13 protein-coding genes are annotated in these 15,614 nt (G+C 37.1%); 10 read left to right on the top strand and 3 right to left on the bottom strand.

Annotated features, from left to right (window positions below):
• Positions 1–3 precede the first annotated feature (3 nt).
• Both LK994_RS08990 and LK994_RS08985 read right to left on the bottom strand, forming a co-directional pair.
• Positions 4–453: a DoxX family protein gene (locus tag LK994_RS08990; RefSeq protein ID WP_229759745.1), complete on the bottom strand. Its 450-nt coding sequence runs from the start codon at positions 451–453 to the stop codon at positions 4–6.
• A 169-nt stretch (positions 454–622) separates the two neighbouring features.
• Positions 623–2,209, bottom strand: coding sequence for a S41 family peptidase (locus LK994_RS08985; protein ID WP_229759744.1), 1,587 nt, complete (start codon positions 2,207–2,209; stop codon positions 623–625).
• 78 nt (positions 2,210–2,287) lie between these two features.
• Between LK994_RS08985 and LK994_RS08980 the strand changes: the two genes are divergently transcribed.
• From LK994_RS08980 to LK994_RS08945, 8 genes are all read left to right on the top strand, one after another.
• Positions 2,288–3,130 (top strand): BadF/BadG/BcrA/BcrD ATPase family protein, encoded by an 843-nt coding sequence (locus LK994_RS08980; protein WP_229759743.1) that lies wholly within the window; start codon positions 2,288–2,290, stop codon positions 3,128–3,130.
• A 138-nt stretch (positions 3,131–3,268) separates the two neighbouring features.
• The gene (locus tag LK994_RS08975) at positions 3,269–4,480 is read left to right on the top strand and encodes a T9SS type A sorting domain-containing protein (protein WP_229759742.1); all 1,212 of its coding nucleotides are present in this window, start codon (positions 3,269–3,271) and stop codon (positions 4,478–4,480) included.
• 152 nt (positions 4,481–4,632) lie between these two features.
• Positions 4,633–5,196, top strand: coding sequence for a hypothetical protein (locus tag LK994_RS08970; RefSeq protein ID WP_229759741.1), 564 nt, complete (start codon positions 4,633–4,635; stop codon positions 5,194–5,196).
• A gap of 113 nt (positions 5,197–5,309) precedes the next feature.
• Complete coding sequence (locus tag LK994_RS08965; RefSeq protein ID WP_229759740.1) at positions 5,310–5,978, top strand: succinate dehydrogenase cytochrome b subunit; 669 nt, start codon at positions 5,310–5,312, stop codon at positions 5,976–5,978.
• A 54-nt stretch (positions 5,979–6,032) separates the two neighbouring features.
• Entirely contained in the window at positions 6,033–8,009 is a 1,977-nt protein-coding gene (locus LK994_RS08960) for a fumarate reductase/succinate dehydrogenase flavoprotein subunit (RefSeq protein ID WP_229759739.1), read from the top strand.
• A gap of 4 nt (positions 8,010–8,013) precedes the next feature.
• Positions 8,014–8,898, top strand: coding sequence for a glycosyltransferase family protein (locus tag LK994_RS08955; RefSeq protein WP_229759738.1), 885 nt, complete (start codon positions 8,014–8,016; stop codon positions 8,896–8,898).
• Between the two features lie 23 nt (positions 8,899–8,921).
• On the top strand, positions 8,922–9,686 hold the full coding sequence (locus tag LK994_RS08950) for a succinate dehydrogenase/fumarate reductase iron-sulfur subunit (RefSeq protein ID WP_229759737.1): 765 nt from the start codon (positions 8,922–8,924) through the stop codon (positions 9,684–9,686).
• Positions 9,687–9,857: 171 nt separating this feature from the next.
• Positions 9,858–13,307 carry a hypothetical protein gene (locus LK994_RS08945; RefSeq protein ID WP_229759736.1) on the top strand — a complete coding sequence of 1,150 codons (3,450 nt, stop codon included), beginning with the start codon at positions 9,858–9,860 and terminating at the stop codon, positions 13,305–13,307.
• On the opposite strand, the gene LK994_RS08940 is transcribed toward LK994_RS08945, so the two are convergent.
• The gene (locus LK994_RS08940) at positions 13,308–14,297 is read right to left on the bottom strand and encodes a hypothetical protein (RefSeq protein ID WP_229759735.1); all 990 of its coding nucleotides are present in this window, start codon (positions 14,295–14,297) and stop codon (positions 13,308–13,310) included.
• A gap of 144 nt (positions 14,298–14,441) precedes the next feature.
• On the opposite strand from LK994_RS08940, the gene LK994_RS08935 reads away from it, so the two are divergent.
• Positions 14,442–14,774 carry a DMT family protein gene (locus LK994_RS08935; protein WP_229759734.1) on the top strand — a complete coding sequence of 111 codons (333 nt, stop codon included), beginning with the start codon at positions 14,442–14,444 and terminating at the stop codon, positions 14,772–14,774.
• 181 nt (positions 14,775–14,955) lie between these two features.
• Positions 14,956–15,597, top strand: a complete 642-nt coding sequence (locus tag LK994_RS08930) for an alpha/beta fold hydrolase (RefSeq protein WP_229759733.1) — start codon at positions 14,956–14,958, stop codon at positions 15,595–15,597.
• Positions 15,598–15,614 lie beyond the last annotated feature (17 nt).

The raw sequence follows: 15,614 nt of genomic DNA, 5'->3' as shown, positions 1-15,614 counted from the left end.
TATCTATTCTGTTATTTGCCTTTTCTTTTCATCAGGTAATTTAATACCCCATGGACCATTCCCTACAATTAAAAAGTAAATCAACAAAAGCAGAATAATAATAGAAAGAAACAAGTCGGAATATGGCCTCGTAACATCCTGTGTAATATTAACCAGAATAATTGCACCTAGCAATATGGGTATTTGTATCAAACAGGCTAAACGAGTTAGAAAGCCTATTATCAGTAAAAACCCACCCAATATATGAGCGAACGTTACATAATGCGCCAATAAAATGATCAGAAAAGAACCAAATGGTGATCGATTGGTCATTAAGCCGATCAATTCACTGGTGTTGCGGAGATAATCAATCCCTTTATAACAAAGAAAGATACCGAGGGCTATACGTATTACGTCCAGCCATTTTGGATGATGCCTGTCGCCCCAATACTCAAATTTTTGTAGAAGGTTCATAACGTATGAATTTAAATTATTAAAAAGAACTCGTAATAAATCTAATGATTTATCAGGATAAATGCAAGTATTCGCTGATGTATTTTATCTTATAAACAAAACAGGCTCAGGATGTTTTATAAACCCTGAGCCTGTTTTAATTCTTTTTGAAAAGAATAAATGGCAATATTTATTTCAACAGTTCTTCCACTGCTTTTTTTAATGCATTGTCTTCAGTATTATACACTTCATAGAATCCTTCACTACGCCATATCTGACGGGCAATAGACGCTTTCAACCGCAGTTGCATTTCACTTTTTTCTTTAGCAGGAATCGCATTTAGGTTAATAGAGTCTTTTGCTGCTAATGCCCCAAAAGCATTCCAGTCTGCTTCACTGAATGAAAACCCTTTTACAAACTGAGCAGGAGTTTTGTAAGCAGAAAGTTGTTGTAAGTTTTGTAAATAATATTTATAGGCAAAATCTCCTATCGTTCCGCTAAGGTAGATCTTTGTGGCACTTAACGAATAGTTGCCGGTGTCTATAGGTATAAAAAAGTCAGGAGTAATTCCTCCGCCGCCATATACCTTTTTACCTCCCATTGTTTTGTACAATTTAGAGGTATCATTTTTTACAGAATCGGCCGAAAAAACTTCTCCATCATGAAAACGATTGGATATCTCATCATAATATGCTTTTCCCCCATTAGTGTAAGAACGCTGAATACTTCTGCCGATTGGCGTATAATATCTTGCGACTGTTAGACGCAATGCACTTCCATCACTCAGATCATATTGTTCCTGTACCAGCCCTTTACCAAAACTTCGTCTACCGATGATCGTTGCTCTATCCCAGTCCTGCAATGCACCGCTCAACACTTCGCTGGCACTTGCAGAACCCTCATCCATTAAAACAACTAAAGATCCTTTTTCAAACAGGCCTTGCCTTTTACAACGATATTCCTTTTTAGGAAAATTTTTACCTTCGGTATAAGTGATCAATTTATCTCCATCCAAAAATTCATCAGCAATTTCAGTGGCCTCATCTAATATTCCCCCTGGATTACCTCTCAGGTCGAGTACCAATTCTTTAAGTCCCTGCGCCTGTAACTTTTCAAGCGTTTGCATAAATTCTCTGTAAGTAGATTGAGAGAACTTATTGATCTTGATATAACCAATACCACCACCTAACATATATCCAGCATCAATACTTACAATAGGAATGGCATCACGATTTACCGTGAATACCTTTTTTGTGTTGTTACGAAGAACTGTGATAACAACCTTTGTACCCATATCCCCTCTCAACAACTTTCTAACTCTTTCTGAAGTGATCTTTTGCCCCGCTACCAAACTGTCATCTACCTTAATGAATTTATCTCCGGCCTGCAGCCCGGCAATAAAACTCGGCCCATCCGGTAAAACATTGATCACATTGATCGTATCATCGAAAATATTGAACTCAATACCTATCCCGAAAAATTTTCCGGCAAGGTCTTCGTTCACTCCCTGCAATTCTTCCTTAGGTATAAAAACAGAATGAGGGTCTAATTTACTCAGCATCGCCATTATTGCAGTATCGCCTAATGCATTCACTTTAACATCATCAACATATCTGGATTTGATCAGATCCATCACTTCCTGTAAAGGAGTTGATTTATCTAAGGAAAAGAAGCGTTTTCCGGGCATATTGTCTCTCATCTGATAACCAAAAATCATTCCCACTATCATCGTCAAACTAAAAAGCAGCGGAAGCCAGACCTGAATCTTTTTATTCATATTTTATTTCCAAAATTTTCACGAAGTTATACCAATTAATATGAATGCAGTAACTTCAATCTCTAAACGAATATGGATATGAGTATTATATTAATTGCCGATAGCGGATCAACAAAAGCAGAATGGTGTTTATTGAATGGTAAAACAAAAAAAACCTTTATTACACAAGGGCTTAGCCCGTACTTTCTTAGCTCCCGTCAAATACAGGATATCCTGGAAACTGAGCTAAAACCTAAGATGAAAAACATACAGCCGGATACTATATTTTTTTATGGAACTGGATGCAGCAACCCGGCTAATAAAAAACACGTTCAGCAAGCCATTAAAAATACATTTGGGAAAGCAACCATAAAAGTAGACCACGATCTGTTAGGAGCCGCCAAAGCTCTATGTGGTGACAAAAAAGGAATTGCCTGCATATTGGGCACCGGCTCAAATTCCTGCTACTATAATGGAAAGACGATTGTTAAGAACAGCCCGGGGCTTGGCTTCATTTTAGGAGATGAAGGCAGTGGCGCTTATCTGGGTAAAAAAGTGGTTCAATACTATTTGTACAAAACATTTGATGCCGATTTGATGGACAGATTTAATGCTAAGTTCAATACAACAGATATCGAAATTTTAGATGCGGTGTATAAAAAACCACTCCCCAATCGTTACCTGGCAACCTTTACCTCCTTTTTAGTGGAAAACAGGGGACACTACATGATAGAGAATATTATTGAAGATGCTTTCAATGATTTTTTCTTTCACCATGTATATAAATACAGCGAAAGCTGGAAAATGCCTATAAATTTTGTAGGCAGTGTTGCTTACGGTTTCAGAGATGTGTTAAAAGAAATGTGTGCCGCATATGAACTACAGTTGGGGCAGGTGATCAAACGTCCGATGGATGGCTTAATAAGGTATCATTCAAAGTAAATAATTCCGAAACAACTGGTTTACAATTAGTTCTATTTGATTTTAGTATATTTCTCTTTCATAAAAATTTCTTGTTTTTTACAAGTCAATAATGTAATTTACGATACAATTTTATTCACTTAAATAAAATATACTCATATGAAATGCAAACTTTTACTCTCCGCAACACTTGTTTCGGCATCCCTTATGGCCTCTGCACAACAGCAGAATACGGCTTATGCCATCACAGGAAAAACAGATAATAAGTATTTCTGGGCAGATATTAAACAAATTGATGTTTCTACAGGAAAAGTGGTAAAAACATTGTTTGAAGCAGATAAAACAAAGTTTACTACATCTTTTATCAATAAAACAGATGCATCAATAAAAGTAAACCCTACTGCTTATGGAGTTGCGGCTTGTGCATTTGACGCAAGACACAACAGGCTGTATTTTGCTCCCATGCATTTTTCCGACATCTACTATCTTGATCTTTCTTCTAGAGATGCCAATTTTACTGTCGTAAAAAAATCTATTATACCAACTACGTCTACTTCAAATTACCAAACAGAAGAAAATCATATTACCAGAATGGTTTTTGGTGCTGACGGTTACGGCTATGCATTAACGAATGATGCTAAGCACCTGATTCGTTTTACAACGGATAAAAATCCTGTGGTAGAAGACTTAGGACAAGTAACTGACGCTGCAGAGAATGCAATATCATTTCATGACAAACTAAGCGCATGGGGTGGAGATATGGTTGCCGATGCTTTTGGAAAATTAGTAGTAGTTACAGCAAGACACAATGTTTTTACTATTGATGTAAATAACAAAACAGCTGCATTTACCGGCACTATCACCGGCTTGCCTGAATACTACACTACTAATGGTGCTGTTGTTGATAATGACGGCAACTTAGTTGTAAGTACCGCTAATGTGTATGATGGTTTGTACACAGTAAATATAAATGACCTGAAAGCCGTGAAAATTGAAAGCACTGAAAAAACATTTAATGCATCTGACCTGGCAAACAATAAATTTTTATCTCAAAAGAAATACGATGATGCCAAAGCCGGTATACTTCCCGGAGGTTGCATAGTAGATAGCAAATTATCTAAGGTATTTCCTAACCCGGTTTTAGGTACTACTTTTAATGTAAGTTTTATCAACCAGAAAGAAGGTGCTTATAATGTGCTGTTCACGGATCTATCCGGCAAATTGATTCAGTCTGTCAGAGTAATTGTTGGTAAAGGAGATCAGACCAAAACTATTGCATTAAATAAAAAACCCCTCAAAGGCTTTTATTTTGTAAAAGTTACTGATGCCAACAAAAAATTAATTGTTTCAGAAAAAATAATTGCCAACTAAAATATTATATGGGTTAATAAGCAAAGGCTGCACATCTGTGCAGCCTTCTTTTTTACAATAATTATTTATGATATTTCTGGCAGGTATGATTTAATTTTGCGGTTGATGATCTTCCTATGCAACAATGGTGAAGAGATCATTGTTAATATACAATGCAGGATATAGAACCTTACTATAATTGGCGACACCTCTACACAGCCGAAGAAGATTTCCGCTCACCCTTTTATGGACGCACCTACAGCGAATTTGAATTTTCGCAAACTGTTTACAATTATTACATCCATCCTCAATGGGATGATTTCGGCAGCAGAACTTTGTACATGAAGATCTTATTTGCTGATTATGAACAGCAATTTGCCATTATAGAATTGCTGGGAGAATGGAATGATGCAATTGAAAATGACATCATGACCATGCGGAGAGATGTGACCGACCAACTATTTGCTAATGGTATCAATAAATTTATACTGATTGCTGAAAACGTATTGAATTTTCACAGCAGCGATGACAGTTATTATGAGGAATGGAGAGAGCAGGTATTGGATACAGGCGGCTGGATCGTAGTGATGGATATGCCTGAACAAACACAATACGATTTTAAAAAAGCCCGGCTAACCAATTATGTATCATTGATAGAGTTCCCTCAATGGCGAACATTAAAGCCCGATATTGTGTTTCAACAGATAGATAATTGGATGCTTAAACTATTAGATTAAATTAAAATGTTTATAAATGTTGGTATCGTTTGCATAAAAACATTCGTCAAAGGTTTTTTTTGACTGTTACTAACGTATTTTTGCATAATCTTATTTATTATAACTTCTGCTATATGACCTGGAAACAGTTTTTAACTTCTTCGATAGGCAAGAAATTCGTAATGGGCCTTACCGGACTTTTTTTGATAACTTTTTTAATTGTGCATGTAGGCGTTAACTCCTGCATCTTCGTAAATGATGGTGGCGAAACTTTTAATACCGCCGCTCATTTTATGAGCCATAATTGGGTAGTACGAATCATGGAAATTGGTTTGTTTGCCGGTTTGATCTTACATATTATTCAAGGCCTGTTATTGTGGCAGCAAAACAGTGCTGCCCGTCCAATCAAATATTCTGTTAGCGATGCTAACAAGAACAGTAAATGGTACAGCCGCAGCATGGGAATATTGGGCACACTCCTTTTATTATTCCTGATCATGCACCTTTCGCATTTTTGGGTACATACTAAACAAGATATTTATTTCGGAGAGGATAATGAAAACTCTTACGAAAAGATCAAAGAAGTATTTAGTGTTTGGTACTGGGTAGTGTTATATGTAGCTGGTGTTATTTCTTTGTTCTGGCATCTGTATCATGGCTTCGGCAGTGCTTTCCAGACTTTTGGCATCAATCACAAACGTTATACCCCAATCATTAAAAATATCGGAATTGTTTACTCAATCATTGTTTGTTTGTTGTTTGCATTGATGCCGATACTGATGTTTTTGGATGTAATACAATAACGATTCAGACAAAAATCTTAACCCTTAATTAATAATTCTTAATTACTTAACGATATGGCTTTCGATTCAAAAATTCCTCATGGCGAAATGAGTGCAAAGTGGGAAGATTACAAAGGACATGTAAAGCTTGTAAACCCTGCAAATAAGCGTAAGCTTGAAGTGATCATAGTAGGTACCGGTTTAGCCGGATCCTCTGCTGCTGCCGCTTTGGGAGAAATGGGATATAAAGTAAAAACATTTTGTTTTCAGGATAGCCCACGTCGTGCACACAGTATTGCTGCACAGGGTGGTATCAATGCTGCAAAAAATTATCAAAATGATGGCGATAGTGTTTTCCGCTTATTTTATGATACTGTAAAAGGTGGAGATTACAGAGCCAGGGAAGCCAACGTACATCGTTTAGCAGAAGTAAGTGCTAATATTATTGACCAGTGTGTTGCACAAGGTGTGCCATTTGCAAGAGAATATGGCGGTTTATTAAGTAACCGTAGCTTTGGTGGTACGCAGGTACAACGTACTTTTTACGCTGCCGGCCAAACAGGACAACAATTATTATTAGGTGCCTACAGTGCTTTGGAAAGACAAGTTGCTTTAGGAACCGTAACACAATACAGCCGCCACGAAATGTTAGATGTGGTGATGGTGGATGGTAAAGCAAGAGGTATTATCGCAAGAGACCTGGTTACAGGAAAATTAGAACGCCATTTCGGACATGCGGTACTATTATGTACCGGTGGTTATGGAAACGTATTCTACCTAAGCACCAATGCGATGGGTAGTAATGTTACTGCTGCATGGAAAGCGCACAAAAAAGGAGCTTTCTTCGGAAACCCATGTTTTACACAAATACATCCTACCTGTATCCCTGTTAGTGGAGACCATCAGAGCAAATTAACCCTGATGAGTGAATCACTGAGAAATGATGGACGTATCTGGGTGCCAAAAAAACAAAACGACAACAGAAAAGCTGTAGACATTCCTGAAGAAGAAAGAGATTATTACCTGGAAAGAAGATATCCAGCTTTTGGAAATCTTGTTCCAAGAGATGTGGCAAGCCGTGCGGCTAAAGAAAGATGTGATGCCGGTTACGGCGTAGGAAGTAGCAAACAGGCTGTTTACCTAGATTTTGCTGCAGCAATTATCCGTTACGGAAAAATTGAAGCAGGAAAACAAGGAGACACTAACGTTGACGAACAAACTATTATTAAACTAGGCAAGGAAGTTGTAAAAGAAAAATACGGCAACCTGTTTGATATGTATGCTAAGATCACTGGTGAAGATCCATATGAAATGCCGATGAGGATCTACCCTGCCGTGCATTATACCATGGGTGGCTTATGGGTTGATTATGAGCTGCAAACTACTGTACCTGGTTTATATGCATTAGGTGAGGCTAATTTTAGTGACCATGGTGCAAACAGATTGGGTGCAAGTGCTTTGATGCAAGGATTGGCAGATGGTTACTTTGTAATTCCTTACACTTTAGGTAACTACTTAGCAGACGACATTCGTACTGCCAGCATCCCTACCGATCATCCGGCTTTTGTTGAAACAGAAAAAGCTGTAAGCGACAGAATTAATACGCTCATGAATATCAAGGGTACCAAATCTGTTGAAAGCTTCCATAAACGCCTGGGTAAGATCATGTGGGACAAATGTGGAATGGCTCGTAATGAAGAAGGGTTAAAACAAGCAATTGCTGAAATACAGGCATTAAAAAAAGAATTCTGGAGTGATGTAAGAATTCCGGGAGATATAAATGAAATGAATCCGGAACTGGATAAAGCAGGCAGAGTGGCTGATTTTATCGAATTGGGTGAATTGATGTGTAAAGATGCGTTAGACAGAAGAGAAAGCTGCGGCGGACACTTCAGAGAAGAGTCTCAAACAGAGGAAGGCGAAGCAAAACGTGATGATGACAACTTCAGCTATGTATCAGCATGGGAATACAAAGGCGAAAGTAATTGGGAACTAAATAAGGAGCCATTGACTTTTGAAATTGTAAAACCATCACAACGTTCTTATAAATAAACGTATGAAAGTTTCCGGTTTCACCTTTGTAAAGAATGCCATTAAATATGGCTACCCGGTGGTGGAATCGATAACATCAATATTACCTGTTGTAGATGAAATGATAGTTGTTTTGGGAGATTCAGAAGATGACACCAACAACCTGATCGCTACCATAGGTTCAGACAAAATAAAGATCATTCATTCCGTTTGGGATGACAGATTAAGAGAAGGCGGAAAAGTATTGGCTGCTGAAACAGATAAAGCTATTGCAGCTACTGCCTCCAACAGTGATTGGCTCTTTTACATACAGGCAGATGAAGTGGTACATGAAAAATATTATGGTACTATAACAACTGCAATGAATCAATATAAAGATGATGCAAAAGTAGAAGGATTACTTTTTAACTATCATCATTTTTATGGAAGCTATAAGTACATTGGAGATGGGAGAAGATGGTACAGCAAAGAGATCAGGATAATAAGAAACAATAAAAAGATCAAAAGTTATCTTGATGCACAGGGATTCAGATGGGAAGATAACCGGAAGCTGCAGGTAAAGCTCATTGATGCCTATATTTATCATTACGGATGGGTTCGAAATCCTGTAACGATGAATAAAAAGACAGAAGATTTTGGTAAGCTGTGGGCAGGGGAAGCCGGAAATACAGTAAAAACCGATACTGAAAGAAAAGAGGTACAGTTTGATTATTCAAAAATAGATTCTGTACGATTGTTTAAAGAAACGCATCCTGCCGTGATGAGAGAGTTGGTAGCTAAAGAAAACTGGAACTTTGATATTGATGTAAAGAATAAGAATTTTAAAAATTTAAAACATAGGATCTTATACTTTATTCAGGAAGCATTTGGATGGCGACCTTTTGAGTATAGTAACTATAAAAAAATATAATAACAATTTAGCAATTCAATTATATGGAACATTACAATATGAACCTCACACTTAAAGTGTGGAAACAAAAAAACGCCAACAGTCAGGGTAGTTTTGAAACTTACCAGGTAAAAGATATTTCAAGTGAAATGTCCTTTCTGGAAATGTTTGATGTATTGAATGAACAACTGATCAGCGAAGGAAAAGATGCCATCGCATTTGATCATGATTGTCGTGAAGGCATCTGCGGCATGTGCAGTATGTACATCGATGGCAGAGCTCATGGCCCCTGGACAGAGAATACAACCTGTCAGTTACATATGAGAGCATTTAAAGATGGTGATACCATCGTGGTTGAACCATGGCGTAGTAAAGCCTTCCCCGTAATAAAAGATCTGGTTGTTGACAGAACAGCTTTTGACAGAATTATTCAGGCAGGTGGTTATATCTCTGTAAATACCGGTAATGCACAAGATGCTAATGCTCTACCTATCGATAAAAAAGATGCAGACGCAGCCTTCATGGCAGCAGCATGTATTGGTTGTGGCGCCTGTGTAGCTACCTGCAAAAACAGTAGTGCAATGTTGTTTGTAAGTGCTAAAGTTTCTCAATTGGCTTTATTACCTCAAGGACAACCTGAAAGAGAAAGCCGTGTATTGAACATGGTAGCACAAATGGATAAAGAAGGATTTGGTAACTGTACCAACACCTACGCTTGTGAAGCAGAGTGTCCTAAAGGTATTTCCGTATCTAATATCGCAAGATTGAACAGAGAATATCTGAAAGCAGGTTTATCAACGGAAGAATAATATTTTATTTTGTTAAATAACAGATGCCTTCGTAATCGAAGGCATTTTTTATTGCAGCAAATGGCTGTTTGACAGCGTCTTAAACAATAAGTATTAACTTTATCGATATAATTTTAAACGTAAAATTTGAAATTTCTTCCCCTATATTTTTGCTTCTTTTTTTTCTTCACCATGCATTTCGCTAATGCACAAAAACCTGTGCCCCCCGGCTCAAACCTGAGAAGCAAATATATCAGCACTAAAAGCAGCATCGTTCAGATCGATACTGCCAGCATTATCCCCAATACTATCAGCATCAATAATGTGCCTGCTTCTTCATATCATATTGATGCGGTAAATGCCAGTATCTCCTGGATAAATAAGCCTTTTGAAGACAGCGTTCTCATTACTTACCGGGCTTTCCCATATAAATTGAATGCGGTAGCTTATCACCTTAATTATGATAGTATCCGCAATAATTTTATTGCAGAAAAGCCTTTTAAATACAGTTATAACAGTAAACAAACCAATACACTGTTCAACTTTGGCGGTATCAATTACAACGGTAGTTTCGGAAGAGGGATCTCTTTCGGTAACAGTCAGGATGCTGTAGTAAACTCAAGCTTAAACTTACAGTTGAATGGATTTATCGGCGACAGTCTTGAATTAACAGCTGCTATCACCGACAACAATATCCCGATACAACCCGATGGCAATACTCAAAGCTTAAATGATTTTGACAAAATTTTCCTGCAGATCAAAAAAAGAAAATGGCAGGCTAATTTTGGCGACATTGACCTCAGACAAAGCAAAAATTATTTCCTTAATTTTTACAAACGTTTACAGGGAGCTTCTTTCTTAACAGAAAATCGCATAAATAAAAATATAAACAATTCCTTTCTTATAAGCGGCTCTGTAGCTAAAGGAAAATTCAACAGAAATGTGATCACTCCAACCGAAGGAAACCAGGGGCCCTACCGCTTACAGGGAGCAAACAACGAATTATTCTTTACTATATTGGCAGGAACGGAAAGAGTGTTCATGGATGGCGAATTATTACAACGAGGAGAGGATCAGGATTATGTGATCAACTACAATACCGCCGAACTCACGTTTACACCTAAACGAATGATCACTAAAGACAAACGGTTACAGGTAGAGTTTGAATATGCAGATCGAAATTATTTAAACTCTAATATTTATGTGAATGATGAGATCACTTTTAACAACCGTTTACTGGTAAGCATTGGTGCATTCTCCAATCAGGATGCCAAAAACTCTTCTATCAATCAAACTTTGGACAGCAAACAAAAAGCTTTCCTGGCAAATGTTGGAGATGGTATTGACACTGCCTTTTATATGGATGCCGTAAGGGACAGCTTTTCAATTGAAAAGATCTTGTACAAAAAAATTGATACTGTTTATAATACAACACAACATGATTCCATTTTTATCTTTTCATCTAATCCCTCAGATACACTTTATAGTGTAGCCTTTACTAACCTTGGATTCGGCAGAGGTAACTATATACAGGAATACAATGGTGTAAACGGTAAAGTATTCAGATGGGTTTCCCCTAATAGTAATAATGAAAAGCAAGGAGACTGGGCTCCGGTCATGTTACTGGCATCTCCTAAAAAACAACAACTAGTAACAGTAGGAGCAGAATACACCCTTAAGAACAACTCCAGAATAAAATCAGAATTTGCTGTCAGTAAATATGATATTAATCTTTTTTCTGATAAAGATAAAGGCAATGATGATGGCGTTGCCGCTAAACTGCAATATATCAATGATGATAAAAAAGTAAAATTGTTTAACCGAAAACTGAAACTGCAATCAATAGTTGGTTATGAGTATGTACAAAAAACCTTTAAGCCATTAGAGCGACTCAGAAATGTAGAGTTCAACCGTGACTGGAGCTTGCCCTACTCTATTACTCCGGCAGATGAAAGTATCATTAATGCTGGCATTTCATTGATCGACAGTAATGGCAATATGTTCAAATATACTGTCACTACCTATAATCGTAGTGATAAATATAACGGGGTACAACAAAAATTAAATCACCATTCTGCTTTCAATGGCTGGAATATTACTGATGCAATAAGCATAACCAATACAAATAACCCCTTACTAAAGGGTGTTTACTTACGACCAACGATCGATATCAATAAGCAAATTAAAAAACTGAATAATCTGCAAATCGGTGCTAACTATTCTGCAGAATACAATAAACTACTGGAGAAATCAACCGATACATTATCTCCATTGAGTTATGCCTTTACGATATGGCAGGCTTATCTTAAATCAAATGTGGAGAAATTAAATAAATGGAGTCTTAGTTATTTCACAAGAACAGATCTTTACCCACAATCAAAAAAACTACGCCAGGCCGATAAGAGCGACAATTTCACTATATCCTCTGAATTATTAAAAAGTGACAGACATCAATTCAAATTTAATTTTACTTACCGAAAATTAACTATTCAAAACCCGGCACTCACCACTCAAAAAAATGACGAAAGCATTTTAGGCAGAGCAGAATATTATATCAATGAATTTAAAGGGTTGATCATCGGCAATGTATTATACGAAGTAGGTGCAGGACAAGAACAAAAAAGAGAATTCACTTTTGTAGAAGTTCCTGCAGGGCAGGGTGAATACACCTGGAACGATTATAACGCCGACGGCATTGCTCAACTAAACGAATTTGAAATAGCACTTTTCCCCGACCAAAGAAAATACATACGTGTAAATACACCTACCAATCAATACGTAAAAGCAAATTACCTGCAATTCAATTATACCATCGACCTGACACCGAGAGCGCTGATAGAAAAAAACACCACAAATCAATTTAAAAAACTCTTATCAAAATTCAGTTCCTCCTCTGCGCTGCAGATAAATAAAAAAGAAATTTCAACCGGGAAATTTTTGTTTGATCCATTTACAAAAAAATTAGTGGACACTACTTTACTTACGCTCAGCTCCTTCTTATCAAACACGCTATTCTTTAACCGTACCAATGCTAAGTGGGGACTTGATCTTACACACAGTTCAAACAACAGCAAGAGCCTGCTAACCTATGGCATAGAGACAAGAAAACTACGTAACCTCAGCATCAAATCAAGGTATGCCATCAATAAAAATATCACCACAAAATTATTGTTGCGTTCGGGTATCAATAGTTTATTTACCCCAAAATTTGGAAACAGAAATTATGACGTAGAAGAAATGTCTGCAGAGCCTTCAGTAAGTTATATCTACCAAACAAAACTAAGAGTAAGTGTAAGTTATAATGTAAAAAGCAAGAAGAATACAACGGGCTTTAATGAAAAAACAATCAACAATTCCTTAAGCACCGAAATCAAGTACAACGTTTTATCCAGCAGTACGATCAATGGCCGCCTTAGTTATGACCGTATCAATTTTACCTACGCAACCGGAGGCTCTCCTAACTCTACAGTAGGATATATAATGTTAGATGGATTACTTCCCGGCAAAAATTATTTGTGGAATATAGAATATACCAAACGCCTTGGAGGAAATATCGAACTCAGTATTCAATACGATGGACGCAAACCCGGCTCTGCAAGAACAGTGCATGTAGGCAGAGCTTCCATCAGGGCCATTTTATAATTAACTAAACAGTCCGCCTTTTTTAAGGTGATAAACGCCCTCGCCGATTTTAAATCCGTTATTGTATACTTCAATTTTATAGTCGCCGGTGGTGAAATCGGCTGCTTTCCAGTCAAAGCTTAGAGGCTGACGTTGCCCTTGAGTATAACTCAAAGAAATTAATTTAGTACATATTTTTTCATCACCGCTTCTGTCAATAAATTTGATCGGGTTATTGGCATCTACCACCACTTTCCCATCAGGACTGGTAATAGCAATAAAAATATCTTTTATGCCCGATGTCGCTATCCTGTTCTCATCAATGTCAAAAGAAACACGGAATTTGTCTACACGTTTTGCTGTATTGGTTGCAACTTCTTTACCGCTTCTTTTTTCATTGATCCCTACTATATTAAAATGCGACGCATGTAGCGTCGAACCGATATCAATGATATCTTCTTTTTCTTTTACGATAGTTTTTGTTGACTCGAGATCCTGCATCACTTTATTTTTCTCCTCCGTCACTTTTTCTTTCTCCTCCGTCAATTTTATCTTCTCCCCCTTCAATACTTCTACCTGCGATTTATAATCTGCAATATCATCATTCAGCGAAGCAATTAATTTTCTTGCCTCCGCCAATTTATTTTTATCACCATTTGCATTCGCCAATAAAACCTGTATCTGTTGTTTCTTAGCAGCGATCTCTTTATCCCTAACCGAAATAGTACTGTCTTTTTTTACATTGATCGTTTTTATCAGATCATACCTCACTGTTGCTTCATCCAACAAACTTTGCAACGTATCTTTTTCAGATAATACACCGGCATACTTGGCGTCTTTTTGTTCAATCACTTCTTTTGTCTTGCTTTTATCCCAAATGATATAGCCCCACGTAGCCAGTAATGCGATCACTAAAGCGGACATTAAAATAGTACGCCAGTTCGACTTATTGTCTTTAGGCTTTTCGGGAATTGGTGCAGGTGCTGCTGAAGGAAAATTTTCAAAAGTCATATAATGTAAGATTTCGAGAATGTAAAGCTATAGTATTTTGTTTAATGTAATTTCCAAAACCATGCCAAAATAATTTTCTTGTAATTCATTTAACGATATTTGGATAGTATTAATCTTAATTTTACATATAGAAAAATACATAGCATGCTGAGAACGATCCTACTACTAACCTTTTCAAACGTATTCATGACCTTTGCCTGGTACGGACATTTAAAAGACACCGGTATACCCTTATGGAAAGCCATTGCCATCAGCTGGGGCATCGCTTTTTTCGAATACTGCTTAATGGTACCGGCCAACCGGTTTGGATATACTAACGGCATCAATGGCTTTCAGTTAAAAATTACGCAGGAGGTCATCACCCTCATCGTATTTTCTGTATTTGCCGTATTCTACTTAAAAGAACCTTTTCATTGGAAATACTTAGTGAGCTTTGCCCTTTTGATCGGTGCTGTATTTTTTATGTTCAAGAAATAATTTGATGGCTTCACCATGGTGATATTTTGGTAACAAGCTTTGCTGCTACTATTCAACTTCATAGGCGTCGCACTCTTGTACTATATATCTTTATTGAACTTTTATTGAAGCGGATGTTGCTGGTCAGCGACCAGCAACTGTGGAGAAAGTAAAATTCAAGAAACCCAAACGTATCAAACTTTTGAATAACCATATTTACATATTCAGCGGACTCGGTGCAGACGAAAGAGTTTTTCAAAAGCTCGACTTCGCCGGACTGTCCGTTACTTTTATTAAATGGATCACTCCTCAAAAAAACGAATCAATAGAAAATTATGCAACAAGACTTCTAAGCCAGATAAAAACTACCAAACCAATATTGATCGGACTTTCATTTGGCGGTATGATGGCCATTGAAGTGGCTAAACAAATTGATACAGAAAAAGTTATTGTGATCGCTTCTGCAAAAACAAAAAAAGAGATCCCTTATTATTATCGTGTGGCAGGGCAACTTAAAATCCATACTCTTTTACCCACTTCCATTTTAAAGAAACCTAATTTCATAGCGAATTGGTTTTTTGGTGCTATCGGATCTTTTGATAAGCACCTATTGAAAATAATTTTGAGAGACACCGATCCCGTTTTTTTAAACTGGGCAATAGATAAAGTAGTTCGTTGGAAAAATAAAACCAAACTAAAAAATTTGATCCATATTCACGGAACGGCAGACAGGCTTCTGCCTGTTCGTTTTATACACTGTGATTTTAAAATAAATAATGCCGGGCATTTTATGACATTGAACAATGCAGAGGAATTAAATAAACTCATAAGAGAACTTCTGTAATAGGTAACCTGTTAAGC

This window comes from Ferruginibacter lapsinanis (genome assembly GCF_020783315.1).
GTDB classification, from domain to species: domain Bacteria; phylum Bacteroidota; class Bacteroidia; order Chitinophagales; family Chitinophagaceae; genus Ferruginibacter; species Ferruginibacter lapsinanis.
Note: the sequence above shows the minus strand (reverse complement) of the source record. Positions and strands in the feature narration are given on the sequence as shown.

What these genes read in the sequence shown, in the direction of transcription:
- LK994_RS08990 (WP_229759745.1), bottom strand. Translation starts at nt 453, where the DNA reads ATGAACCTTCTACAAAAATTTGAGTATTGGGGCGACAGGCATCATCCA.
- LK994_RS08985 (WP_229759744.1), bottom strand. Translation starts at nt 2,209, where the DNA reads ATGAATAAAAAGATTCAGGTCTGGCTTCCGCTGCTTTTTAGTTTGACG.
- LK994_RS08980 (WP_229759743.1), top strand. Translation starts at nt 2,288, where the DNA reads ATGAGTATTATATTAATTGCCGATAGCGGATCAACAAAAGCAGAATGG.
- LK994_RS08975 (WP_229759742.1), top strand. Translation starts at nt 3,269, where the DNA reads ATGAAATGCAAACTTTTACTCTCCGCAACACTTGTTTCGGCATCCCTT.
- LK994_RS08970 (WP_229759741.1), top strand. Translation starts at nt 4,633, where the DNA reads ATGCAGGATATAGAACCTTACTATAATTGGCGACACCTCTACACAGCC.
- LK994_RS08965 (WP_229759740.1), top strand. Translation starts at nt 5,310, where the DNA reads ATGACCTGGAAACAGTTTTTAACTTCTTCGATAGGCAAGAAATTCGTA.
- LK994_RS08960 (WP_229759739.1), top strand. Translation starts at nt 6,033, where the DNA reads ATGGCTTTCGATTCAAAAATTCCTCATGGCGAAATGAGTGCAAAGTGG.
- LK994_RS08955 (WP_229759738.1), top strand. Translation starts at nt 8,014, where the DNA reads ATGAAAGTTTCCGGTTTCACCTTTGTAAAGAATGCCATTAAATATGGC.
- LK994_RS08950 (WP_229759737.1), top strand. Translation starts at nt 8,922, where the DNA reads ATGGAACATTACAATATGAACCTCACACTTAAAGTGTGGAAACAAAAA.
- LK994_RS08945 (WP_229759736.1), top strand. Translation starts at nt 9,858, where the DNA reads ATGCATTTCGCTAATGCACAAAAACCTGTGCCCCCCGGCTCAAACCTG.
- LK994_RS08940 (WP_229759735.1), bottom strand. Translation starts at nt 14,297, where the DNA reads ATGACTTTTGAAAATTTTCCTTCAGCAGCACCTGCACCAATTCCCGAA.
- LK994_RS08935 (WP_229759734.1), top strand. Translation starts at nt 14,442, where the DNA reads ATGCTGAGAACGATCCTACTACTAACCTTTTCAAACGTATTCATGACC.